This is a genomic window from Streptomyces violaceoruber (assembly GCF_033406955.1).
GTDB classification, from domain to species: domain Bacteria; phylum Actinomycetota; class Actinomycetes; order Streptomycetales; family Streptomycetaceae; genus Streptomyces; species Streptomyces violaceoruber.
In genome coordinates this window covers 7905476-7927777 of record NZ_CP137734.1, presented here as the reverse complement: position 1 = coordinate 7927777, position 22302 = coordinate 7905476, and the positions used below count along the sequence as shown (strand labels likewise).

Annotated in this window: 20 protein-coding genes; 12 read left to right on the top strand and 8 right to left on the bottom strand. The window is 74.3% G+C overall.

Annotated elements, in window-relative coordinates:
• The first annotated feature begins 254 nt into the window (after nt 1–254).
• The 3 genes from R2E43_RS35760 to csnA all read left to right on the top strand — a co-directional run bounded on the left by R2E43_RS35760 (nt 255) and on the right by csnA (nt 6668).
• Nucleotides 255–2822, top strand: a complete 2568-nt coding sequence (locus tag R2E43_RS35760; protein WP_332056977.1) for a SpoIIE family protein phosphatase — start codon at nt 255–257, stop codon at nt 2820–2822.
• A 121-nt stretch (nt 2823–2943) separates the two neighbouring features.
• Nucleotides 2944–5691 carry a SpoIIE family protein phosphatase/ATP-binding protein gene (locus tag R2E43_RS35755; protein WP_198653066.1) on the top strand — a complete coding sequence of 916 codons (2748 nt, stop codon included), beginning with the start codon at nt 2944–2946 and terminating at the stop codon, nt 5689–5691.
• Between the two features lie 134 nt (nt 5692–5825).
• Nucleotides 5826–6668, top strand: coding sequence for a chitosanase CsnA (gene csnA, locus R2E43_RS35750; RefSeq protein ID WP_189282700.1), 843 nt, complete (start codon nt 5826–5828; stop codon nt 6666–6668).
• A gap of 110 nt (nt 6669–6778) precedes the next feature.
• Here the strand turns inward: csnA and R2E43_RS35745 are convergent, their stop codons facing one another.
• Nucleotides 6779–6952, bottom strand: a complete 174-nt coding sequence (locus R2E43_RS35745) for a CsbD family protein (RefSeq protein ID WP_011027290.1) — start codon at nt 6950–6952, stop codon at nt 6779–6781.
• Between the two features lie 158 nt (nt 6953–7110).
• On the opposite strand from R2E43_RS35745, the gene R2E43_RS35740 reads away from it, so the two are divergent.
• Nucleotides 7111–7257 carry a hypothetical protein gene (locus R2E43_RS35740; RefSeq protein WP_016325212.1) on the top strand — a complete coding sequence of 49 codons (147 nt, stop codon included), beginning with the start codon at nt 7111–7113 and terminating at the stop codon, nt 7255–7257.
• Nucleotides 7258–7288: 31 nt separating this feature from the next.
• On the opposite strand, the gene R2E43_RS35735 is transcribed toward R2E43_RS35740, so the two are convergent.
• Nucleotides 7289–8758 (bottom strand): MFS transporter, encoded by a 1470-nt coding sequence (locus tag R2E43_RS35735; RefSeq protein ID WP_332056976.1) that lies wholly within the window; start codon nt 8756–8758, stop codon nt 7289–7291.
• A gap of 216 nt (nt 8759–8974) precedes the next feature.
• Here R2E43_RS35735 and R2E43_RS35730 point away from each other — a divergent pair, with 216 nt between their 5' ends.
• The gene (locus tag R2E43_RS35730; protein ID WP_003978182.1) at nt 8975–10339 is read left to right on the top strand and encodes an FAD-dependent oxidoreductase; all 1365 of its coding nucleotides are present in this window, start codon (nt 8975–8977) and stop codon (nt 10337–10339) included.
• 93 nt (nt 10340–10432) lie between these two features.
• Here R2E43_RS35730 and R2E43_RS35725 read toward each other — a convergent pair whose 3' ends face one another.
• Genes R2E43_RS35725 through R2E43_RS35710 form a run of 4 tightly spaced genes read right to left on the bottom strand, consistent with a single transcriptional unit; the run spans nt 10433 to nt 12602 of the window.
• Nucleotides 10433–10807 (bottom strand): roadblock/LC7 domain-containing protein, encoded by a 375-nt coding sequence (locus tag R2E43_RS35725; RefSeq protein ID WP_003978181.1) that lies wholly within the window; start codon nt 10805–10807, stop codon nt 10433–10435.
• A 42-nt stretch (nt 10808–10849) separates the two neighbouring features.
• Complete coding sequence (locus R2E43_RS35720; RefSeq protein ID WP_003978180.1) at nt 10850–11374, bottom strand: roadblock/LC7 domain-containing protein; 525 nt, start codon at nt 11372–11374, stop codon at nt 10850–10852.
• A gap of 38 nt (nt 11375–11412) precedes the next feature.
• On the bottom strand, nt 11413–12198 hold the full coding sequence (locus R2E43_RS35715) for a hypothetical protein (RefSeq protein ID WP_003978179.1): 786 nt from the start codon (nt 12196–12198) through the stop codon (nt 11413–11415).
• Nucleotides 12195–12602, bottom strand: a complete 408-nt coding sequence (locus tag R2E43_RS35710) for a hypothetical protein (protein WP_003978178.1) — start codon at nt 12600–12602, stop codon at nt 12195–12197. The genes R2E43_RS35715 and R2E43_RS35710 overlap by 4 nt, the downstream gene beginning before the upstream one ends.
• 189 nt (nt 12603–12791) lie before the next feature.
• Between R2E43_RS35710 and R2E43_RS35705 the strand changes: the two genes are divergently transcribed.
• Nucleotides 12792–13862, top strand: a complete 1071-nt coding sequence (locus R2E43_RS35705; RefSeq protein ID WP_161269960.1) for a YihY/virulence factor BrkB family protein — start codon at nt 12792–12794, stop codon at nt 13860–13862.
• A 61-nt stretch (nt 13863–13923) separates the two neighbouring features.
• On the opposite strand, the gene R2E43_RS35700 is transcribed toward R2E43_RS35705, so the two are convergent.
• On the bottom strand, nt 13924–14718 hold the full coding sequence (locus tag R2E43_RS35700) for an SDR family NAD(P)-dependent oxidoreductase (RefSeq protein WP_011027295.1): 795 nt from the start codon (nt 14716–14718) through the stop codon (nt 13924–13926).
• 192 nt (nt 14719–14910) lie between these two features.
• Here R2E43_RS35700 and R2E43_RS35695 point away from each other — a divergent pair, with 192 nt between their 5' ends.
• The 4 genes from R2E43_RS35695 to R2E43_RS35680 all read left to right on the top strand — a co-directional run bounded on the left by R2E43_RS35695 (nt 14911) and on the right by R2E43_RS35680 (nt 19928).
• Complete coding sequence (locus tag R2E43_RS35695; protein WP_079021259.1) at nt 14911–16083, top strand: hypothetical protein; 1173 nt, start codon at nt 14911–14913, stop codon at nt 16081–16083.
• 134 nt (nt 16084–16217) lie between these two features.
• Entirely contained in the window at nt 16218–16781 is a 564-nt protein-coding gene (locus tag R2E43_RS35690) for a 2Fe-2S iron-sulfur cluster-binding protein (protein WP_003978174.1), read from the top strand.
• Nucleotides 16778–17770 (top strand): FAD binding domain-containing protein, encoded by a 993-nt coding sequence (locus R2E43_RS35685; RefSeq protein WP_016325216.1) that lies wholly within the window; start codon nt 16778–16780, stop codon nt 17768–17770. Before R2E43_RS35690 ends, R2E43_RS35685 begins: the two co-directional genes overlap by 4 nt.
• A gap of 28 nt (nt 17771–17798) precedes the next feature.
• Nucleotides 17799–19928: a xanthine dehydrogenase family protein molybdopterin-binding subunit gene (locus R2E43_RS35680; protein WP_106518089.1), complete on the top strand. Its 2130-nt coding sequence runs from the start codon at nt 17799–17801 to the stop codon at nt 19926–19928.
• A gap of 75 nt (nt 19929–20003) precedes the next feature.
• On the opposite strand, the gene R2E43_RS35675 is transcribed toward R2E43_RS35680, so the two are convergent.
• A complete protein-coding gene (locus R2E43_RS35675) occupies nt 20004–21461 on the bottom strand; it encodes a hypothetical protein (RefSeq protein ID WP_319349191.1) in 1458 nt (485 codons plus the stop codon).
• 204 nt (nt 21462–21665) lie between these two features.
• On the opposite strand from R2E43_RS35675, the gene R2E43_RS35670 reads away from it, so the two are divergent.
• Both R2E43_RS35670 and tgmA read left to right on the top strand, forming a co-directional pair.
• On the top strand, nt 21666–21986 hold the full coding sequence (locus R2E43_RS35670) for a YkvA family protein (protein WP_016325219.1): 321 nt from the start codon (nt 21666–21668) through the stop codon (nt 21984–21986).
• 119 nt (nt 21987–22105) lie between these two features.
• Nucleotides 22106–22297: a putative ATP-grasp-modified RiPP gene (gene tgmA, locus R2E43_RS35665; protein ID WP_003978169.1), complete on the top strand. Its 192-nt coding sequence runs from the start codon at nt 22106–22108 to the stop codon at nt 22295–22297.
• The last annotated feature ends 5 nt before the right edge of the window (nt 22298–22302 follow it).

Genomic DNA, 22302 nt, shown 5'->3' with positions numbered 1-22302 from the left:
CATCCCGTTCCTTGAATCGGTGTGCGCAGGCCGTTCGGAAGGGCGGAAGCCGCCGGACTTCACCCTGGGAGGTCGAAAGTTTCGGATCGATTTCCGAATGTCGAGAGGAGATTATGGGCTCCGGTCCGCGGGGTCAACGCCCCGTCACCGCCGGGTCACGCTCACCCGTGCGGTCCGACCGCGTGCGCGACGCCGGGCCGGGGCGCATTCTTGCTGTGTCGCCCGCGCGGCGGCGCACGGACGAGGTGGGGCCGATGAGTACGGGCGCCGAGAACACCGAGAACACCGCCCGGACGCCGGGACGGCTGACGGCGCTGCTGGTCGACGCGTCCACCCGGGCGGTCGGCGCGGCCGGCGGCCGGGTGGGGGGTGTGTATCTGCGCTCTGCCACGCCCGGCCTGCTGCGGCTGGCCGTCCTCTCCGGACTGCCCGGGCCGCTCTTCCGTCCCTGGTGGCGCCTGCACGCCGACAGTCCGTTCCCGGTCGCCGACGCCTACCGGCTGGGCGTGCGCGTGGTGCTGCCCAACGCCGCGGAGACGATGCGCCGCTACCCGCAGTTCGCCGCCGGTCTCCCCTTCCCCTTCGGGTCCCTGTACGTGCCCGTCGCCGGGGCGAGCCGTACCTACGGCGTGCTGACCGTGCTGCGCCTGCCCGCCCCGGACGCCGCCGACATGCTGGAGGGCGCGGACCTCGTGGCCGAACTGGCCCAGGACCTGGGCGCGGCGCTGGAGCGGCTGGACGCCGACGGTGACGCCCCGCCGGTCGCCTGGGAGGGCGAGCCGCTGTGCGTCCGGCCGCCCGCCTCGGGACGGCACCCGCAGCACGCCGGAAGTTTCGGCTGGGACCCGGACACCGGCGCCGTCACCCTCGACGAGCCCCTGTGCGTCCTGCTCGGCCTGCCGTCGAGTGCGGCCGGGACCCCGGCGGCCCTCGGGAGGCTCACCGGGGTACTGGCCCCGGACGACGGCCACCGGATCGCCGCGGCGCTGCGGGACACGGCCGCGGGCCGGCCGCCCCGGCTGCCCCTGTGCGTGCGCACGACGGAGGGTTCGCCGCGCCTGGTGGAGCTGTGGCGGCCGCGGCCCGCACCGCCCGGCGGCGGGCCGGTGCGCGGCGCCGTGCGCGACCCCTTCGCCGGCACCGTGGCCGACGCCGCGGCCGACCTGCTGCCGGAGGGGGTCTTCTGCGTGGACCGTCTGGGCACCGTCGTCTACGCCAACCCCCGTGCCGTCCGGCTGCTGGGCAGCCCGCGGGCGAGGCTCCTCGGCCGTTCCCTGTGGGAGGCCGTGCCCTGGCTGGACCAGGCCGCCTACGAGGACCATCTGCGCGGTGCCCTGCTCTCCCCGGACCCGGTCCGCTTCCACGTCCGGCGGCCGCCCGACGCGAGCCGCCGCGCGGCACCCCGGCCCTACGAGGGCGACTGGCTCGCCGTCAGCGTGTATCCGGGGCCGGACTTCCTCACCCTCACGCTCCGCCCGGCCAACCGGGTGGCCGACGCGTCCGCCGGTCTCACGCCCGAGCACGGCGCGCCCGAGGACGCCCCAGGACCCGAGGCCGGCGATCCGGCCCCGCCGGTCACCACGACGGCACCGGAGTACCGCCCCATCGTCCTGGCCGTGGCCCTGACCGAGGCGGTCACCGCCCGCCAGGTGTCCGAGGTGGTCGTACGGGAGCTGCTGTCGGCGTTCGGCGGCCGCCGGCTCGCCATCTACCTGCTCCAGGACCGCCATCTGCACCTGGCGTGGGAGACGGGGTTCCCGCCCGGTTTCCTCGCGCCCTTCGAAGGGGTGCCGCTGGACGCCCGGCTGCCCGGGGTGGAGACGCTGACCAGCGGCCGACCGCTGTTCTTCGACTCGATGCGGGCGCTGGCCTCCGCGTATCCGGGCATCCCGCTGGACGCCGCGGAGGGCGCCCGCGCCTTCCTGCCGCTGATCGCCTCCGGTCGCCCGGTCGGCTCCTGCATCCTCGGCTTCGAACGTTCCCGGGGCTTCAGCACCGAGGAGCGCACGGTGCTCACCGCCCTCGCCGGGCTCATCGCGCACGCCATGGAGAAGGCCCGGCGCTACGAGTCCGAGACCGCGCTCGCCCGCGGACTGCAGGAGGTGCTGCTGCCCCGGCGGCTGCCCGCACACCCGCTGCTGGAGACCGCGGGCCGCTATCTGCCCGGCACCCAGGGCCTGGACGTGGGCGGGGACTGGTACGACGTGGTCGCCTCGGGCGACGGCATGGCGCTGGTCATCGGGGACGTGCAGGGCCACGGTGTGCAGGCCGCGGCGACCATGGGGCAACTGCGCAGCGCCGTACGCGCCTTCGCCCTCGGCGACCGGCCGCCCGACGAGGTGATGAGCGGCGTCAACCACCTGCTGGCCGACCTGGACCCGGGCCTGTTCGCCAGCTGCTGCTACATCCGGCTCGACCCGGCCACCGGACGGGCCTGCGCGGCCCGCGCGGGGCACCCGCCGCCGTTGCTGCGCCACCCGGACGGACGCACCGAGACACTCGACCTGCCGGGCGGGGTGGTGCTCGGGGTGGACCCCGGCGCGCCCTATCCGCTGACCGAGTTCGCCATCGAGCCCGGCGCCGTCCTCGCCCTGTACACGGACGGCCTCGTGGAGCGGCCCGGCACCGACATCGACGAGGGGATCACCGCGCTGCGCCTGGCGCTGGCCAGGGCCGGGGCGCCCGCGGCGCGGCCCGGGAGCCGTTCGCTCGCGGGCGTCGCGGACCGGATCGTCGTGTCCGCCCGCCACACCGCGGACCGTCCCGACGACATCGCCCTGCTGCTCGCCACCCGCCGCGCCCGCTCCGGGAACCCCCGGTGAGGGCGGCCGCACGCGACCCGGTGCCGGCCGGCCCGAACGCCCGTGGTTCCGGTCCGGCGGACTCCCGCGTCACGGGGGGTGCCCCTCGCCTCTGCGGGCCCGGCAGTGTAGACATGGGCACATGGTCCGACTGATGGGTCGATCGGGAGAACGGTCACCCCGTCGTCCCGGCGGCCCGCACGCCCGACACCGGCAGGACGCGGACCGGTCACGGCGGGGAGGGGACGCGAGGCGGCCTGCCTCGGCACTGCGCTCGGCGCTGTCCGGACGCAGTGTGGCCGGCCAGGTCTTCGTGATGAACGTGGTCATCGTGCTGCTGCTGGTGGTGGCCGCGGCCGTCGCGCTGGTGCTCCAGGTACGGCACGACAGCACCGTGGAGGCCCGCAACCGCTCCGTCTCGGTGGCCGAGACCTTCGCCAACTCCCCCGGCATCCTCCAGGCGCTGCGCAGTCCCGACCCCACGGCGGTGCTCCAGCCCCGCGCCGAGGCGGTGCGCAGGGCGACGGACGTGGACTTCGTGGTGGTCACCAACGACGAGGGGGTCCGCTACACCCATCCCAAGCCGGACCGCATCGGCAAGAAGTTCGTCGGGAACATCGCCCCCGCGCTGGCGGGGAAGACGGTGACCGAGGAGATCGAGGGGACGATCGGCCCGCTGGTCCAGGCCATCGTGCCCGTCGAGGACCCCGACGGCAGGGTGGTGGGGCTGGTCTCGGCGGGCATCACGACGGACAACGTGGGCGGGGCCGCCAACCGCCAGCTGCCCCTCGTACTGATCACGGCGGCCGTCGGGCTGGCCCTGGCGACGGGGGGCACTGCTCTGGTGAGCCGCCGGCTGCTGCGGCAGACGCACGGCCTGGGGCCGCACGAGATGACCCGGATGTACGAACACCACGACGCCGTCCTGCACAGCGTCCGCGAGGGCGTGCTCATCGTCGGCGGCGAGGGCAGGCTGCTGCTCGCCAACGACGAGGCGCGGCGGCTGCTCGCCCTGCCCCCCGACGCCGAGGGCCGGCACGTCGGCGCGCTCGGGCTGCCGTCCGACCTGGCGGAGCTGCTGGCCTCGGGCCAGGCCGCCACCGACGAGGTGCACCTGGTCAAGAACCGGCTGCTGGCCATCAACCAGCGCCCCACGGACGTCCGGGGCGGTCCGGCCGGCAGTGTCGCGACGCTGCGCGACTCCACCGAGCTGCGGGCCCTGTCCGGCCGGGCCGAGACCGCCAGGGAACGCCTGGACATCCTCTACGCGGCCGGGGTGGGCATCGGGACCAGTCTGGACGTCACCCGCACCGCCGAGGAGCTGGGCGAGCTGGCCGTGCCGCGGTTCGCGGACTACGTCAGCGTCGACCTGTTCGACACCGTGCTGGCGGGCGGCCAGCCGGGCGGCGTGACGCCGCTGCGCCGCACCGCGCTCAGCGGGATCACCGAGGAGGTCCCGCTCTATCCGGTGGGCCGGCAGATCCGCTACGTGGACTCGTCCCCGCAGGGCCGCACCCTGAGGACCGGACGGGCCGTCCTGGAGCCCCGGCTCGACGAGGCGCCGGGCTGGCAGGCACAGGACTTCGAGCGCTCCGCGCAGGTGGTGGAGTACGGGGTCCACTCGCTGATCACCGTCCCGCTGCGGGCGGGGACCCTGGTGCTCGGGGTGGTGAGTTTCTGGCGTTCGGTCAAGCCCGAGCCGTTCGACGAGGACGAGCTGGCACTCGGCGAGGAACTGGTCGCGCGGGCCGCGGTCTCCATCGACAACGCCCGCCGATACACCCGTGAGCACAGCATGGCGGTGACCCTCCAGCGCAGTCTGCTGCCGCGCAGGCTGCCCGAGCAGAACGCCCTGGACGTCGCCTACCGCTACCTGCCCGCGCAGGCGGGGGTGGGCGGGGACTGGTTCGACGTGCTGCCGCTGCCCGGGGCCCGGGTCGCGCTCGTGGTCGGCGACGTCGTCGGGCACGGGCTGCACGCCGCGGCCACCATGGGCCGGCTGCGGACGGCGGTGCACAACTTCACCGCCCTCGACCTGCCGCCCGACGAGCTGCTCGGGCTGCTGGACGAGCTGGTCGGACGGATCGACCAGGACGAGGCGGCCGACGACAGCAGCGCCCCGGTGACCGGCGCGACCTGCCTCTACGCGATCTACGACCCGGTCGCCGGTTCCTGCGTGATCGCCCGGGCGGGTCATCCGCCGCCGGCTCTGATCCGGCCGGACGGCACCGTGGAGTTCCCGGAGGTGCCCGCGGGGCCCCCGCTGGGCCTGGGCGGCCTCCCGTTCGAGACGACGGAGCTGCGGCTGGCCGAGGGCAGCCGGCTGGTGCTGTACACCGACGGGCTGGTCGAGGACCGCGTGCACGACATCGACGTCGGTCTGGAGGAGCTGCGCCGGGCGCTGGAGGCGGCGGGCGAGACTCCCGAGGAGACCTGCCGGACCGTCCTGGACGCCCGGCTCCCGGACCGGCCGGGCGACGACATCGCCCTGCTGGTGGCCCGGACCCGGGTGCTGGGCCCGGACCAGGTGGCCGAGTGGGACGTCCCGAACGATCCGGCGGCGGTCGCCGAGATCCGTTCCCAGGTCACCCGGCGGCTGGCCGAGTGGGGGCTGGACGAGCTGGCGTTCACCACCGAGCTCATCCTGAGCGAGCTGGTCACCAACGCGATCCGGTACGGCGGCGAGACCGTCCACGTCCGGGTGGTGCGCGACCGCAGCCTGATCTGCGAGGTGTTCGACAGCAGCAGCACCTCCCCGCACCTGCGCTACGCGGCGATGACGGACGAGGGCGGGCGCGGACTGTTCCTGGTCGCGCAGCTCGCCGAGCGCTGGGGCACCCGCTACACACCGGCCGGCAAGGTCATCTGGGCGGAGCAGCCGGTGCCCTGACGGACGCGGCCCCGGTCCCCCGCTCCGTACCAGTTCGTGCACGACGGGTGCCCGGCACGCCCTTCTTCTGGTAGGAAACTTTCCTATCAGTGCCCGGCACTCCCCTCCCCCACTCCCCCACACCTGGAGATTCCGTGAGGCACCCCTTCCGCGACCCGGCGCGCCCCGCAGGCCCCTCGCGCCGTACCGTGCTCGCCATGGCATGCGCGTCCCTGGCGACAGTCCCCCTGTTCACCCCCTCGCGCGCCGCGGCGGCGTCCGCGCGCGCGACGGGACTCGACGACCCGGCGAAGAAGGAGATCGCCATGCAACTGGTGTCGAGCGCCGAGAACTCCTCGCTCGACTGGAAGGCCCAGTACCGGTACATCGAGGACATCGGTGACGGTCGCGGCTACACCGCGGGCATCATCGGCTTCTGCTCCGGCACCGGCGACATGCTCGACCTGGTGGAGCTGTACGGCCAGCGCAGCCCCGGGAACGTCCTCGCGTCCTATCTGCCGGCGCTGCGCCGGGTGGACGGCTCCGACTCGCACGAGGGCCTCGACCCCGGCTTCCCGGACGACTGGCGCCGGGCCGCCGACCAGGACCCGCAGTTCCGCCGGGCCCAGGACGACGAGCGGGACCGCGTGTACTTCGACCCGGCCGTACGGCGCGGCAAGGAGGACGGGCTGCGGACGCTGGGGCAGTTCGCGTACTACGACGCGATGGTGATGCACGGCGACGGCGGCGGCCTCGGCTTCGGCAGTATCCGCGAGCGCGCCCTCGGCCGGGCCCGCCCGCCGGCCCAGGGCGGTGACGAGGTCGCCTACCTGCACGCCTTCCTCGACGAACGGGTGTGGGCCATGAAGCAGGAGGAGGCGCACAGCGACACCAGCCGGGTCGACACGGCACAGCGCGTCTTCCTGAACGAGGGCAACCTGGACCTCGAGCCGCCGCTGGACTGGCACGTGTACGGGGACGCCTACCACATCGGCTGACCCGCGCCCCGGCCTTCGCCCCCGCCGGGGTGCCCGGGCAGGACGCGGGCCGCGGAACCGGCCGTACGCCGGGTTCCGCGGCCCGTGTGCCGCCGGTTCCGCGTTCCGTGTCAGTGCCGGAACACGTCCTTGCCCTTCTCCTTGGCCTGCCGGGCGTCGCCCTTGGACTGCGCGGCGCGGCCCTCGGCCGTCATCCGCTCGTTCCCGACGGCCCGGCCGGCCGCTTCCTTGGCCTTCCCCTTGGCCTGCTCCATCTTGGCCCTGGACTTCTCGTTGCCGGCCACAGTGGCTCACCTCTCGGCGTTCGCTTGCGATGTCCTGCCCAGCGGGTCGCCCGCTGCGGCGCGCCCAAACGTGCGAACGCCCGGCAGGGGTGTCCGGCGGGGCCGTGGGTACGAGCACGGCAGGGCAGAACGCCACGTCGTCGACTCGGAGGAACGTCATGGCCGGAGTACTGGACCGGATCAAGCAGTTCGCGCGCAGTCCGCAGGGCCGGCGGGCGGCCGAGCAGGTGCGCCGGGCCGCCTCGGACCCGCGCCGCCGCGCGCAGGCCCAGGAGATGCTGCGCAGGTTCGGCAAGCGCCGCTGAGCGGCCCCGTCCCCGGAAGCCGGCGGGGCGGTCAGTTCTGACCGGCGTGGGTGTGGCTGTGGGAGGTCTCCGGCGGACAGCGCCGGTCGTCGCCGGGGCGGTCCCGGTGCCAGTCGCGGACCGCGACCGTCAGCGCGCACAGCATGGCGGCGACACCGGTGCCCACCGACAGGGCCACGGCCTCGTGGTAGTCGTCGTGGGTGGCGTTGAGCGTCAGGTAGAAGAGCCCCGGCAGCGCGGCGGTGCCCACGGCGCCGCCCAGCCGCTGGCCCGTCTGGAGGGCACCCCCGGCCGCACCCGCCATCCGCACCGGTACGTCGCGGAGCGTCATGGTGATGTTCGGCGAGATCACGCAGCCGCTGCCGAGTCCGCCGAGCAGCAGGGCCGGGGCGGCGAGCCAGACCGCCGGGCCGGCGGGTGCGAGCCAGAGCAGCAGCGCGGTCGTGCCCAGCCCCGCCATGACGGCGACCAGCCCCCAGACGGTCAGCAGCCGGCCCAGCCGTTCCACCAGCCGGCCCGCCACGGCGGCGGCGACGGCCGACCCGACGGCGAACGGGGTCACCGCGAGGCCCGACATGAGCGGTGAGTAGCCCAGCCCGTTCTGGAAGAAGAGCGCGAAGACGAGCCACACTCCGCTGAACCCGACGAAGTACAGGGCGGCCAGCCCCGCGCCGGTGGCGTAGCCGCGGGTCTCGGTGAGCAGCCCGGGTTCCAGGAGCGGCTGACCGCCCCGCCGGGCGATCCGCCGTTCCCACCGTGCGAAGGCGAGCAGGACCAGCGCCCCCGCCGGGAACAGCCACCACACCTTGGTCAGGCCGCCGCCCTCGGCGAGGATCAGCGGCAGCATCAGCGCCAGGATGCCCGCGCCGAGGAGCGCCACGCCCACGGGGTCGAGGTGTCCCCGGCCGCCGGGCGCCACCCGGGGCAGCAGGCGGAAGCCGAGGAACAGGGCGAGCAGGCCGACCGGCACGTTCACGTAGAAGATCCACCGCCAGCCCTCGGGCCCCGCCAGCGCCAGGATCAGACCGCCGACGACGGGTCCCACGGCGCTCGACACCCCGACGGTGGCACCGAACAGCCCGAACGCCCGCCCGCGTTCCGCGCCCCGGAACAGCTGCTGGATCAGTGCCGAGTTCTGCGGCGCGATGCTGCCCGCGGCGACACCCTGGGCGAGCCGGGCGGCGACCAGCAGTTCGATGCCGGGCGCGGCCCCCGCCGCGGCGCTGCACAGCACGAAGGCGGCCAGGGCGGCGAGGAAGACGCGGCGTCTGCCGAACGCGTCGCCGATCCGGCCGGCGGTCACCAGGGTCAGGGCGAACGCGAGCGCGTATCCGGAGACGACCCACTGCACGGACGCCGGCGAGGTGTGCAGCCCCTGTTGCATGGAGGGCAGGGCGACGGCGACGATCGTCACGTCCAGCAGGGTCATGAAACCGGCGACCAGGGTCACCCACAGGGCCCGCCACCGGTTGGGGTCCAGGCTGTCGTCCGGACGCTGCACGCGGACTCCCCTCGCGAGACGGCACGGGACGCCACTGCGTCCCCACGCCTGCGTCACCCGTGACCGGACCTTCAAACCCACGCCCCAAAGTCAAGCCAGGAGATCCCATAAGATGTCCTTATGACCTCATAGACCGGACCCGCGTACCGACTTAGGCTTGCCTTAGCTTAGGCTTCCCGGAGAGTCGATCTGTCACCGCTCGAAGGGAACCTGAACATGCCCCGCCCTCTGCGGGTAGCCATCGTCGGATCCGGCCCGGCCGGGATCTACGCCGCCGACGCCCTGCTCAAGTCCGAAGTGGCCGCCGACCCCGGTGTTTCCATCGACATCTTCGAGCGCATGCCCGCCCCGTTCGGCCTCATCCGGTACGGCGTCGCGCCCGACCATCCGCGGATCAAGGGCATCATCACGGCCCTCCACCAGGTGCTCGACAAGCCGCAGATCCGCCTCTTCGGCAACGTGAACTACCCCACCGACGTCAGCCTGGACGATCTGCGCGCCTTCTACGACGGTGTGATCTTCGCCACCGGCGCCACGGCGGACCGGGACCTGTCCCTCCCGGGCATCGACCTCGACGGCTCGTACGGCGCGGCCGACTTCGTCGCCTGGTACGACGGCCACCCCGACTTCCCGCGCACCTGGCCGCTGGAGGCGGAGAAGGTCGCCGTCCTCGGTGTCGGCAACGTCGCCCTGGACATCGCGCGCGTCCTCGCCAAGACGGCCGACGAGCTGCTGCCGACCGAGATCCCGCCGAACGTCTACGAGGGCCTCAAGGCCAACAAGGCGCTGGAGGTGCACGTCTTCGGCCGCCGCGGCCCGGCGCAGGCGAAGTTCAGCCCGATGGAGCTGCGGGAGCTGGACCACTCCCCCAACATCGAGGTGATCGTCGACCCCGAGGACATCGACTACGACGAGGGCTCGATCGCGACCCGGCGCGGCAACAAGCAGGCCGACATGGTCGCCAAGACCCTGGAGAACTGGGCGATCCGCGACGTCGGCGACCGGCCTCACAAGCTCTTCCTGCACTTCTTCGAGTCGCCCGCGGAGATCCTCGGCGAGGACGGCAGGGTGACCGGCCTGCGCACCGAGCGCACGGAGCTGGACGGCACGGGCAACGTCAAGGGCACCGGCGAGTTCAAGGACTGGGACGTCCAGGCGGTCTACCGGGCCGTCGGCTACCTCTCCGACCAGCTGCCCAAGCTGCCCTGGGACCTCGAGACGGGCACGGTCCCGGACGCGGGCGGCCGGGTCGTCCAGGAGTCCGGCGAGCACCTCCAGTCGACGTACGTCACCGGCTGGATCCGGCGCGGTCCGATCGGCCTGATCGGCCACACCAAGGGCGACGCCAACGAGACGGTGTCCAACCTGCTGGACGACTACGCGAACGGCCGTCTCCAGACGCCCTCCTCCCCCGCTCCCGAGGCCGTGGACGCGTTCCTCGCCGAGCGGAACGTCCGCTTCACCACCTGGGACGGCTGGTACCGGCTCGACGCCGCGGAGAAGGCGCAGGGCGAACCGCACGGGCGTGAGCGCGTGAAGTACGTCGAGCGCGAGGACATGCTCCGCGAGAGCGGCGCCTGAGCCACCACGTCCGGCGCCGGTGACCTCCTCGCGGAGGTGCCGGCGCCGGTCGTGTGTCCGCCGGTCCCGCGGCGGGTGAACGGGCGGCCGGGATCAGACCTCCAGTTCGCTCTCGATCCGGCGCAGTTGGTGGCGGGCCATGGCCAGGTTGGCGCGGCTCGCGTCCAGCACCAGGTAGAGGAACAGGCCGTTGCCGCCGCGGCCCTTGAGCAGGCGGATCATGTGGTACTGGCTGCTCAGGGTGATCAGGATGTCCTCGATCTCCTCCTTCAGACCGAGGTGCTCCATCGTGCGCAGTTTGGACCGCACGACATCGGTGTTGCCCGCGGCGGCGACCTCGAGGTTGAACTCCTTGCCGCCGCCCAGGGTGCCGAGGGCCATCCCGCTGGTGTAGTCGACCAGCGCGGCAGCGGTCGCTCCGTCGATGGAGCTGAGGCATTCCTTGAGCGAGGTCTCCAGGTTGGCCATGGTGATTTCCTTTCCGGACGTGATCCGTACGCGATCGGTGGGTCAGGTCGGCCGGTGGGTGCCGCCGGCCTGGGGGGTGGGCTGGTGGGCGGGCCGTTGCGGGGTGCGCACCGGCAGGGTGCCGATGGGACGGGGCGGCTGGGCGGGGAGCGTCGCACCGTGCCCGGCGGCGGGGGCGCGACCGCGTTCCGCCCCGATCCCGGCGGCGACCAGCTCCCCGATCCGCGCACCGCTGCGCCGGCCCTCCAGGTGGAGGCGGCCCACGTTGACCCGGCCGTCGGCGAGCAGGGTGAGCACGGCGGCCGGACCGGCGGCGTAGGTGGCGACGTAGCCGTCGGCCCCGCGCAGCAGCAGCTCGCGGAAGCCGCCGCGTGCGGTGGCCTCGGCCATGCGGTGCGCGACGCCGAGGGCGGCCGCGGTGAGCGCGGCGAGGCCCTCGGGTTCGGTGCCCGGCGCGTCGTGGGCCAGGACGAGCCCGTCCACGGTGGCCGCGAGCGACCCGGTCAGCTGGGGCACGCGGTTGCGCAGTCGGTGCAGTTCGTCCAGGACGTCGCTCTCGACGGCCATGAGCAGTCTCCTTTCGTCGCGACGGCGACGCGCGCGGATCACAGGGCCTCCAAGGCGTCTCGAAGCCGTCGCAGCAGGGCCGTGTCGGGGTCGTCCCACACGACCGCGCTTGGTGCCGGGCCGGGGACGACGGGCGGCGCGGCGGGCGGCGCGGCACGGACGAGTCCGTCGGCGGCGAGGCGGCGCAGTTCGACCAGGGTGTGGTAGGTGCGGCAGGCGAGCGCCGACGCGATCTGAGCGGCGGTGCGGACGCCGTCCACCTGCGTCAGGGTCCGGCCGCGCCGCACGGGCAGCTCGGCGGTGTCCGCGCCCGGCACCCGGGTCAGGGGGAGGGTGTCGATGGCGGGGTCGGGCCAGATCCGGTCCAGCAGGGCGCGCCGGCGCCCGGACTCGCGGACGACGACGTCCACCGGGACGGAGCGGACCGCGCCGAGCCAGTGCACCGCGCCGGGCCGGAAGCGCTGTGCGCGCGCGTCGTGGGCCAGCACGAAGTACGCGGCGTCGAACAGTGCGCCCAGGTGGCAGACCTCCAGCGCGCCCGCGGTGAGCCGGCCGCTGTCCACGAGCCGGTGGCCGACCCGGTGCTGGGCGCCGCCCCGGTCGACCGCGTCCCACCAGCCGTCCGGCGGGACCGCGCCGCTGCGGGTGAGCAGCGCGCCGAGGTCGGGGGTGAAGGCCGATTCCACGTGCACGACGCGGCCCGCCGAGAGGTAGACGATGCCCCGCTCGCCCGACAGCGCCCCGGTCGCCCCTTCGGCCGCGAGGACGCCGAGCGCCTCGGACGTCGTCTCGTGCGTGGTCCAGGTGGTCGTCACCCGGGTCATCCGAGCACCAGCCGGTCCGCCATCTCGGCCAGCCGGATGCGGGCCAGGGCGAGGTTCCCGTCGTTGCGGTCCAGCCACAGGTGGAGGAAGACGGTGCTGTCGAACGGGGTGCTGACGAACCTGAGCAGATGGTAGGCGTCGCCGGTGGTGGCGATCAGGTCCTCCACCGGGGGTTCCTTGCCGGGCTCCACGGTGCCGCCCGCCGTACCGGCCGCCGCCAGGGAGCCGCTCTCCGCGACGTGCCGGCCCAGCTCGGCCGTCTCCGCGGCCGTCGCCTCCCAGTCGCCGCCCGGCGCCTCACCGACGGCGCCGAGAGCGAGCCCGCTGATCCAGTCGACCAGGGACGCTCCGCGCGCGCCGGGCAGTCGCATGGCTTCCAGCAGACTCTCGTCGATTCCGGGCACGCCGGATCCCCTCCCCTGCACGGCTGTACCGCGAACGTGACGACGACACTACGGAAAGTGCACGCATCCGGTGAGCGCTTTGGCATTTTCCAGAGGAACGTGCGCGCGGACGGGCATACTGCGCTGTTCGGCCCGATCCAGGGGACGGCGGACGAGCGTGCGGACGCCGAGACTGGCAACCCGGGGGGCATGGCCCGACTCCACTTCCCCCGCGGCGGGAAGCACACGAAGGACGCGACGGCGGACGCACCGACCGGCGAGAGGAGCGGCGAGGACTACGGTCCGGACGCCGCCACCGAGCGCGCCGCCCCCGACTCCCCCACCGAACTGCCCGGCCGTTCCTGGTCGGCGCTGTTGCGGCGCGTGTTCGCCGAGTTCAAGGACGACGAGCTGACCGACCGGGCCGCCGCGCTGACCTACTACGGGATCCTGGCGCTGTTCCCGGCCCTGCTGGTGCTGGTCTCGCTGCTCGGCATCGCCGGGGACTCCGCCACCCAGGAGGTCCTGGACAACGTGAAGAAGCTCGCGCCCGGCTCCGCGCGGGACGTGCTCACGAACGCCGTGGAGCAGTTGCAGGCCAAGGCCGGCCTGGGCTCCGTGCTGGCGGTCGTCGGTCTGGTGGGTGCCGTCTGGTCGGCGTCCGGATACGTGGCGGCGTTCATCCGCTCCGCCAACGCGGTCTACGACGTGCCCGAGGGGCGCCCGGTGTGGAAGGTGCTGCCGCTGCGCGTCGCCCTGACCGTGGTACTGCTCGTGCTCGCGGTGGTCAGCGCGCTCATCGTGGTGTTCACCGGAAGCCTGGCCCGGCAGGCGGGCACCGCGCTCGGTGTCGGCGACACCGCGCTGACCGTGTGGTCGATCGCCAAGTGGCCGGTGCTCGTCCTGCTCGTCACCTTCATGATCGCGATCCTGTACTGGGCCGCGCCGAACGCCCGGGTCAAGGGGTTCAAGTGGATCTCTCCGGGCAGCCTGGTCGCGCTGCTGATCTGGCTGCTGGCCTCCGCGGGATTCGCCTTCTACGTGGCCAACTTCGGCTCCTACAACAAGACGTACGGCACCCTGGCCGGCGTCATCATCTTCCTGGTGTGGCTGTGGGTGACGAACCTGGCCATTCTGCTCGGCCTGGAGTTCGACGCCGAACTGGCCAGGCAGCGGGTCATCGACGGCGGCCACCCGCCCGAGGAGGAGCCGTACGTCGAACCGCGCGACACCCGGGCCTGGAACGAGGCGGACCGGCGGCGCGCGGCCTCGGACGAATGACGCCAGGGAAGCCAGGGAAACCAGGGGCGCAGGGAAGCCAGGGACCCAGACGCCAGGGACGCTACGGCAGGATCGAGTCGACGTATCCGCCGTCGACCCGGACGGCCGCGCCGGTGGTGGCGGAGGCGAGCGGGGAGCTGAGGTACACCACCAGGTTGGCGATCTCCTCCGGCTCGATCAGCCGCTGGAGCAGGGACTGCGGGCGGTGTTCGCGCATGAAGACGCGCTGGGCCTCGTCCCAGGGCAGGTCGCGGTCGACCAGCTGGTACACGAAGTCCTCGACGCCCTCGGTGTGGGTGGGCCCCGCGATGACGCAGTTCACCGTGACGCCGCTGCCCGCGGCCTCCTTGGCGAAGCCGCGGCCGACGCCGAGCAGGGCCGTCTTGGAGACTCCGTAGTGGATCATCTCGGACGGGATCACGACGGCCGAGTCACTCGCGATGTACAGCACCCGGCCCCAGCCCCGGTCCCTCATCCGGGGGAGATGGGCGCGCGTCAGCCTGACGCCCGCGAGGACGTTGATCTCGAAGTAGCGGCGCCACTCGGCGTCGCTGATCTCCAGCGCGGGTGCGGCGCCGAAGACGCCGAGGTTGTTCACCAGGATGTCCACGTCGGGCAGCGCCTCCAGGGCCCGCTCGGCGCCCTCCTCGGTGCCGAGGTCGGCCGCGACCGGCACGAACGTGCCGTCCGGCACCTCGGCCCGCAGCTTCTCGACGCTCTCCGCCAGACGACCGGCGTCGCGCCCGTTGACGCCCACGGTGGCACCGGCCCGCGCCAGTCCGGCGGCGATCGCCGCCCCGATGCCCTGCGAGGAGCCCGTCACCAGTGCGGTGCGTCCGCCGAGGTCGAGGTTCATCAGGTTGCTCCTTGTCCTGCCGTACGGTCGGTCGGGTTGCTCCTGCCCACCCTCGCCCCCGACGCACCCGCGGCCCGGCCGGCCGCACCGTGCGCCCGCCCCGGCACGCCCGGTCGGCGGACCCCCGGTGCTCTCGGTTGACCTGCGGCGACGATACTTGCTACGTCCGTGCCCCTGCTGCCCGATGGACCCATGCCGACCTCTTCCACCGCCCGCCCCACGCATCCGCCCACGCTGTGGGCCGCTCGCGGCCGCCATGTCGGCTCCGCGGCCGAGGACACCGTCCGGCACCGGCTGCGGCGGCTCAAGGACGACCACGTCGTCGACGACTTCCTGGAACCGCCCGACGACCCGGCGGCGGAGCCCCCGTCCGCCGGGACCCCCGGCCCCCGCATTCTCGAGGCGCGCTGGAAGGCCGCCGGGACCGTCACCGTGCGGGCCAGACTGATCCTGGAGCCCGCGTCGGCGGGCGGGCAGGAGTGGACGCTGCTCGCGGAGGCCGAGGAGGCCTGGGACCTCGCCTGGCCCTCCCCCGCCACCGTGTTCTGGCCGGACGACCCGGACGTCACCTGGGACCGGGACGCCGCCACGGGGCTGCGGCTGCGCGGCATCAACACCCTGCCCGACGACGACAAGGCCGTGCGCCGGCTGCTCAAGGAGGCGGGGCGCAGCCCGTGGAACATCCACGTGGTGGTGCACGAGGCGATGACCCCGGACCACCGCGGCCGGGTGCCGCTGGCGCAGCGCCTGCCCCCCGGTCTGCGGCACCGGGTGGTCGAGCACCGCGCCGCGCCGCAGCAGTTGCGGGTGGTCAACTGGGCCCTGGAGGACTTCGGGGTCCAGGTGCCGCGCGGCGGCGCCGTGGTGCTGCCCGGCACCCCGGCCCCGGCCGACTACGCCGCCGGTGACTTCTCCGTGCGCACCGTGTTCCTGGACGGCTCCGAGCCCACCGCGCTGATCGCGGCGGTGACGTCCTTCGCCGCGCTGCCCAGGCCGCTGCCCGACGACGCGGTGGCGGCCCTCGCCTCGCTGCGGGAGGACTGGCGGCTGCTGACCCTGGAGGAGGAGCTGGAGCGCGAGCGCAAGCTGGTGAAGATGTACGCCGAGGCGCTGGAGGCCATGACCCAGTCCCGTGACCTGTACCGGGAGGCGGCGGAACGCGCGGCCGAGGCCCTCGCCGTGTACCGGGAGTCCGCGGCGGCGGCACCGGCCGGACCACCGCCGTCCCAGGCTCCGCCGGCCTCTCCCCTGCGGGGTCTGACCCGCACGCTGGAGCGGTTCAGGGGTTCCGCCCGGACGCCCCGCCCGGACGCCGCCGATCGCGGTACCACGGAGCCTCCGGGGAGCCCGGCGGGCGAGGACTGACGACCGGCCGCGCACGGCTGGGCGCGCACGACGGGCCGCCGCCGGGGTGAGGGCACCCTCACGTGTCATCCGGCGGGAGGTGGATACGCGGACGGCACAGGAGCACCGGCCCGTCCCGGAAGGTCACCGACGCCATGGACAGCCAGCACGACAGCGCCCCCGCTTCCCGCCCACCGGAGTCCTCCCGTTCCCAGACCACGCTCCGGGTCAACGGCAAACCGCACACCCTCACCGTCGACCACCGCCGCGTCCTGCTGGACCTCCTGCGGGAGGACCTCGAACTGGCGGGTGCCAAGAAGGGCTGCGACCACGGCCAGTGCGGTGCCTGCACCGTCCTGGTCGACGGGCGGCGCGTCAACAGCTGCCTGCTGTTCGCGGTCGCCCTGGACGGCTGCGAGATCACCACCGTCGAGGGTCTCGCCGGGGACGGCGAGGAGCTGCACCCGCTCCAGCGCGCCTTCCTGGACCGCGACGCCTTCCAGTGCGGCTACTGCACCCCGGGCCAGATCTGCTCCGCGGTCGGCGCGCTCGCCGAGGCCGCGGCCGGGCACCCCTCGCACGTCACGGACCCGGCGGTGCCCTCCGGAGAGCCCGTCGCGCTGGACCGGGAGGAGATCCGGGAGCGGCTGAGCGGCAACCTGTGCCGCTGCGGCGCCTATCCGCGCATTGCCGACGCCGTCGAGGACGTGATCCCGTGAAGCCCTTCGCCTACGTTCGCGCGGGCAGCGTCGAGGAGGCCACCGAGGCCTTCGCCGCCCATCCCGGCGCCCGCTACCTCGGTGGCGGCACCAACCTCGTCGACCTGATGAAACTCGGGGTGGAGACGCCCGCCGCGCTCGTCGACGTCACCCGGCTGCCGCTGGACACCGTGGAGGAGCTGCCCGACGGCTCGCTGCGGGCCGGGGCGATGGTCCGCAACAGCGACCTCGCCGCCCACCCCGCCGTCCGCGACCGCTATCCCGCGCTGTCCCAGGCGCTGCTGGCGGGCGCCTCCGGGCAGTTGCGCAACGCCGCCACCACCGGCGGCAACCTGTTGCAGCGCACCCGCTGCCCCTACTTCCAGGACGTGTCGAAACCCTGCAACAAGCGGGAGCCCGGCACCGGCTGCGGCGCGCTGGAGGGCGTGCACCGGGACCACGCGGTCCTCGGCCACTCCGACCAGTGCATCGCCACCCACCCCTCGGACATGGCGGTGGCGCTGGCCGCCCTCGACGCGCGCGTGGAGCTGCACGGCCCCGAGGGGACCCGCAGCGTGCCCGCCGCCGACTTCCACCGGCTCCCCGGACTGCATCCGGAGCGCGACACGGAGATCCACCCCGGCGAGCTGATCACCGGCGTGGTCCTGCCCGCGGGCACCGCCGGGCTGCCCTCGGCGTACCGCAAGGCACGCGACCGGGCGTCGTACGCCTTCGCGCTGGCCTCCGTCGCCGTCGTGCTGCACCTCGCGGACGGGGTGGTGGAGCGGGCCGGGATCGCCTTCGGGGCGCTGGCGCACCGGCCCTGGCGGGCCCGGCGGGCCGAGGACGCGCTGCTGGGCGCGGCCCCCACGACGGCGGCGTTCGAGCACGCGCTCGACCTGGAGCTGACCGCGGCGGAACCGCTGCGGGACAACGCCTACAAGGTGCCGCTGGCCCGGCGGCTGGCCCTGGACGTACTGGGCCGGCTGGCCCCGCCCGCCACGACCTGACGACCGAGGCGTCCACGAGGAGGACTCCATGACCGCCACCGATGCCGTCCTGGGCGCTCCGGTCGAGCGCCGGGAGGGGCGGGAGAAGGTCACCGGCACCGCCCGGTACGCCGCCGAGTACCCGCAGCCGGGCCGCGCCCAGGCCTGGCCGATACCCGCGACGGTCGTACGGGGCCGGGTGACCGGCGTCGACACCGCGGCCGCGCTCGCGCTGCCCGGCGTGCTCGCGGTGCTCACGCACGAGAACGCGCCCCGGCTCGGCGCCCCGGACGACCCGACGCTGGCCGTGCTCCAGGGTCCCCACGTACCGCACCGGGGCTGGTTCGTGGGCCTCGTGGTGGCCGAGTCGCTGGAGGCGGCCCGGGCCGGTGCCGCCGCCGTCCGGATCACCTACGAGACCGAGCCCCACGACGTGGCACTCACCGCCTCGCACTCCGGGGCCTACGTCCCGGACTCCGCCAACGGCGGCTTCCCGGCCGTCACCGAGCACGGCGACCCGGACGGTGCCTTCGCCGCCTCGGCGACCCGGGTGGACGTGGCGTACACGGTGCCGCCGCTGCACAACCATCCCATGGAGCCGCACACCAGTACGGCGCACTGGGACGGCGAGCGGCTGACCGTGCACTCCTCCAGCCAGGGCACCTCGGCGGTGCGGGCGGAGCTGGCGCGCCTGTTCGCCCTGCCCGAGGACCGGATCACGGTGCGCGCGGAGCACGTGGGCGGCGGTTTCGGCTCGAAGGGCACGCCGCGGCCCGAGGTGGTGCTGGCGGCGATGGCGGCGCGGGAGACCGGGCGGCCGGTCACCGTCGCGCTGCCGCGCCGCTATCTGCCCGCCGTCGTCGGACACCGCGCGCCGACCCTGCACCGGCTGCGCCTGGGCGCGGACGCCGGCGGCCGGCTCACGTCGCTGGTGCACGAGGTGACGACGTACACCTCGCGGGTGAAGGAGTTCGTGGAGCAGGCCGCGGTCCCGGCCCGCGTCATGTACGGCACGCCCGCCCTGCGCACGGCCCACCGCGTGGCGGCGCTGGACGTTCCCACGCCGTCCTGGATGCGCGCCCCCGGCGAGTGCCCCGGCATGTACGCCCTCGAGTCCGCCATGGACGAGCTGGCCGCCGAGCTGGGCGTCGACCCGGTGGAGTTGAGGATCCGCAACGAACCGGAGAGCGAGCCGGACAGCGGAAAGCCGTTCAGCAGCAGGCATCTGGTGGAGTGTCTGCGCGAGGGCGCCCGGCGCTTCGGCTGGGAGGACCGCGACCCCCGGCCCCGGTCCTGCGAGGAGGGGTCCCTGCTGATCGGCAGCGGCGTGGCCTCGGCCACCTATCCGGTGCTGGTCTCCCCGTGCGTCGCCTCGGCACGTGCCCTGCCCGACGGCGGCTTCCTGGTGCGCGTCAACGCCACCGACATCGGTACGGGTGCCCGGACGGTGCTCGCGCAGATCGCGGCCGACGCCCTCGGCACCCCGCTGGACCGGGTGCGGCTCGACGTCGCCGACAGCGGCATCGGGTTCGCCCCGATGGCCGGCGGTTCCTCGGGCACCGCGTCCTGGGGGTCGGCCGTCCACGCGGCGTGCGTGCGGCTGAACGGCCGGCTGGCGGAGCACTCGGGGCGGCTGCCGGACGAGGGGATCGCGGCCGAGGCCGACACCTCCGGCACGGCGGGCGCCGAAAGCCCCTTCGCCCGGCACGCGTTCGGCGCCCATTTCGCCGAGGTCGGCGTGGACACCGTCTCGGGCGAGGTCCGGGTAACGCGGCTGCTGGGTGTCTTCGCCGCGGGCCGCATCCTCAACGCGCGCACGGCCCGTTCCCAGTTCATCGGGGGCATGACGATGGGGCTCGGCATGGCGCTGACCGAGGACAGCACGATGGATCCGGTGTTCGGCGACTTCGTGCAGCGTGACCTGGCGGCGTACCACGTGCCCGCGCACGCGGACGTCACCGACCTGGAGGCGCACTGGGTCGAGGAGGAGGACGACCACCTCAACCCCATGGGCAGCAAGGGGATCGGCGAGATCGGGATCGTGGGCTCGGCGGCGGCCGTCGGCAACGCCGTCCACCACGCCACCGGCATCCGCTTCCGGGAGCTGCCGCTCACTCCGGACCGGGTGCTCACCGCGCTGCTCGCCCACGAGCACCCCGCCGGCATGCTGGGCGTCTGACGACGGACACGTGGTGGTCCGCGCCGGTTCACCGTCCGGCGCGGACCACGCGGTGCGGGGGTCGGGCGGCGGCGGTCAGTCCGCGGCGGTGCGGCTGGACACGGCCACCGGGCGGGTCGGCCGGCGTCGGGCGGAGTCCTGCGAGGCCACCCGCACGCACAGTGCCATGAGCGCGACGAGCGAGGCCGCCACGGCCACGGCGACCGCGACCCAGACCGGTGCCAGCGTGAGGTCCGTGACCGGGGTCACCCGCGCCGAGGGGGTGGCGCTGCCGTAGAGCTTGGCCGCGGCCAGTGCCGCCGGTCCCACCACCGCGGCGGCGAGCATCGGCACGGCCGGGCGCACGGTCAGCAGCAGGGCGAGCACCAGGCACAGCGCCGACAGGCCGAGCGCCACCCCGTAGGCCGGTGCGGAGGCGTCACCGCGGTGCAGCGGGAAGTAGGCGACGCCGCACCCGGCCAGGACCGCGACGGTGAGCCAGGCCGGCCAGGCCGGACCGCGGGCGGCCCGCCGTGCCGCGCGGTCGCGCACCGCCCGGGCCTTGTCCCGGTCGCGCACCGCCCGGGCCCGGTCGCGGTCGCGCGCGGTACGGGCCCGGTCGCGGTCGCGTGCGGCGCGGGTCTCGTCACGGTCACGTCCCCGGCGGAACGGGCGTGGCGGCCTGCGGCGTTCACGGCCGCGGCGGTCCGCTCCGGCGGAGGTGCCGCCGCGCCCCGCCGACCGGGGCGCGCGCCCGTCTCCGTCGTCCTCGTCGGCCGCGTCCCGGTCCGCCCGCAGCCGCCGGGCGTCGGGACGCTCCGGGCGCATGTGGCCGCTCTCGGCGAGCCGGCCGATCAGTTCGACCAGTTCCTCCACGGGCCGGCCGGTGGCGGCGGCGCGCACGGCCGCCTGACCGCAGTGCGGTTCCAGGGGCGTGCGGTGCAGCAGCGCCATCAGCCGGGTCACGTCCTCCACGGAGCGGCACTCCGCGGCGGCCCGGATCGCCTCGTCCGCGCTGTCGGACTGGCGCGGCGGCCGGGTCAGCAGACCGACCAGCCGGGTCACGTCCTCCACGGACCGGTTCACGCCGACCGCGCGGAGCGCGTCGACCGTGGCCTGTGCGTACTGGGGTGACCGCTCCAGCGTCGTGATCAGGTCGACGACCTCGTCCAGCGGCCGGTCGGCCACGGCGGCGCGCACGAGGTCGCCGACGGGATCGCCGTACCCGTGGGCCGCGTCGGCGTCCGCGCCGGCGGCAGGGGCCGGGCCGGCGTCGGCATCGAGCGCGCGGGGGCCGGGGCCGTCGGGAGCGGGGAGGCCGGAGGCGGGGAGGTCGGGGTCGGGCTCCGGTTCGGGCAGGTCGGCATCGTCGAAGTCGACGTCCCAGATGTCGCTCTCCTGCTCGGGCGAGGGCCGGGCGGAAGAGGCCCGTGCCTCGGCTTCCGTGCCCGGCGGTCGCGCCGTGCCGGTGGTCGTGGTCGTCTCCCCGGTGGGCAGGTCCAGGGCGGATATGGCGTACTCGGGCGAGCGGGATGATGAAGAGCCGGTGGTCATGATCTCTCCGTGTGGTGGGGGTGCGGCCGCCCTGCGTCCCCGACATGCGACTCGCGCTGTGTGCTGCCATTACTAGGCACGTCCACGACGCCGTGCCACTCCGGGTGGGCCACAGGGATGAGAGAACCCGTCCCGCGGTCTTGCCGACGCCGCCGGCGGGCATCCGGGTAGGGAGGCGTGCACCGCGCGCCGGAGGAGGGGGCCGTGGATACGACCACAGTGATCGTCGTGGCGGTGCTGCTCGCGGCGCTCGTCCTCGCGGCGGCGGTCGCCGTCCTGGTGCGCCTGGTGCGCACCCGACGGGACCTCAGGCGGGCCGGGCTTCCGACGGGCCCCCGCTGGGTGTTCTGGGGGGCGGTCCTCTACCTGGTCCTCCCGGCCGACCTGTTGCCCGATCCGGTCTACCTGGACGACATCGGCGTACTGCTCCTCGCCCTGCGGTCCGCGCGCGGCGCGACCGGGGGCCGGCACGGCCCCGCGGAACGGCGGCGGACCACCGGCCCGCCCGGTGATTACGCAGCGTAAGGAAACCAATCACCCGTTCGATTCGTATAAGTCTCTGGAAGCCGAAGGAAGTCGGCGGACCAGACGACGGCGCAAAGGGACCGTCTTCTGATCGGCGCAGCACCGACTAGGGAGAGACGATGCAACCGTTCGCGCTCAACTACGCACGGCCGGCAGTGGAGTTGGAAGCCACCACTCCGTACGTCTACGACTCCGGGCTGCAGTTGAACGTGCTCCTCGACGGGCGGGTGGCCGCCTGCGACCACGCGCTGCTGAGAGAACTGGGGACCACGACCTCCACCGCGGGGTCGAAGACTCACTTCGACGACTAACACGG

Coding starts and splice junctions, on each gene's coding strand:
- R2E43_RS35680 (WP_106518089.1), top strand. CDS start 17,799: ATGACCGCCACCGATGCCGTCCTGGGCGCTCCGGTCGAGCGCCGGGAG.
- R2E43_RS35730 (WP_003978182.1), top strand. CDS start 8,975: ATGCCCCGCCCTCTGCGGGTAGCCATCGTCGGATCCGGCCCGGCCGGG.
- R2E43_RS35760 (WP_332056977.1), top strand. CDS start 255: ATGAGTACGGGCGCCGAGAACACCGAGAACACCGCCCGGACGCCGGGA.
- R2E43_RS35720 (WP_003978180.1), bottom strand. CDS start 11,374: ATGGCCGTCGAGAGCGACGTCCTGGACGAACTGCACCGACTGCGCAAC.
- R2E43_RS35755 (WP_198653066.1), top strand. CDS start 2,944: ATGGTCCGACTGATGGGTCGATCGGGAGAACGGTCACCCCGTCGTCCC.
- R2E43_RS35700 (WP_011027295.1), bottom strand. CDS start 14,718: ATGAACCTCGACCTCGGCGGACGCACCGCACTGGTGACGGGCTCCTCG.
- R2E43_RS35740 (WP_016325212.1), top strand. CDS start 7,111: ATGGCCGGAGTACTGGACCGGATCAAGCAGTTCGCGCGCAGTCCGCAG.
- R2E43_RS35715 (WP_003978179.1), bottom strand. CDS start 12,198: ATGACCCGGGTGACGACCACCTGGACCACGCACGAGACGACGTCCGAG.
- R2E43_RS35675 (WP_319349191.1), bottom strand. CDS start 21,461: ATGACCACCGGCTCTTCATCATCCCGCTCGCCCGAGTACGCCATATCC.
- R2E43_RS35695 (WP_079021259.1), top strand. CDS start 14,911: ATGCCGACCTCTTCCACCGCCCGCCCCACGCATCCGCCCACGCTGTGG.
- tgmA (WP_003978169.1), top strand. CDS start 22,106: ATGCAACCGTTCGCGCTCAACTACGCACGGCCGGCAGTGGAGTTGGAA.
- R2E43_RS35725 (WP_003978181.1), bottom strand. CDS start 10,807: ATGGCCAACCTGGAGACCTCGCTCAAGGAATGCCTCAGCTCCATCGAC.
- R2E43_RS35705 (WP_161269960.1), top strand. CDS start 12,792: ATGGCCCGACTCCACTTCCCCCGCGGCGGGAAGCACACGAAGGACGCG.
- R2E43_RS35690 (WP_003978174.1), top strand. CDS start 16,218: ATGGACAGCCAGCACGACAGCGCCCCCGCTTCCCGCCCACCGGAGTCC.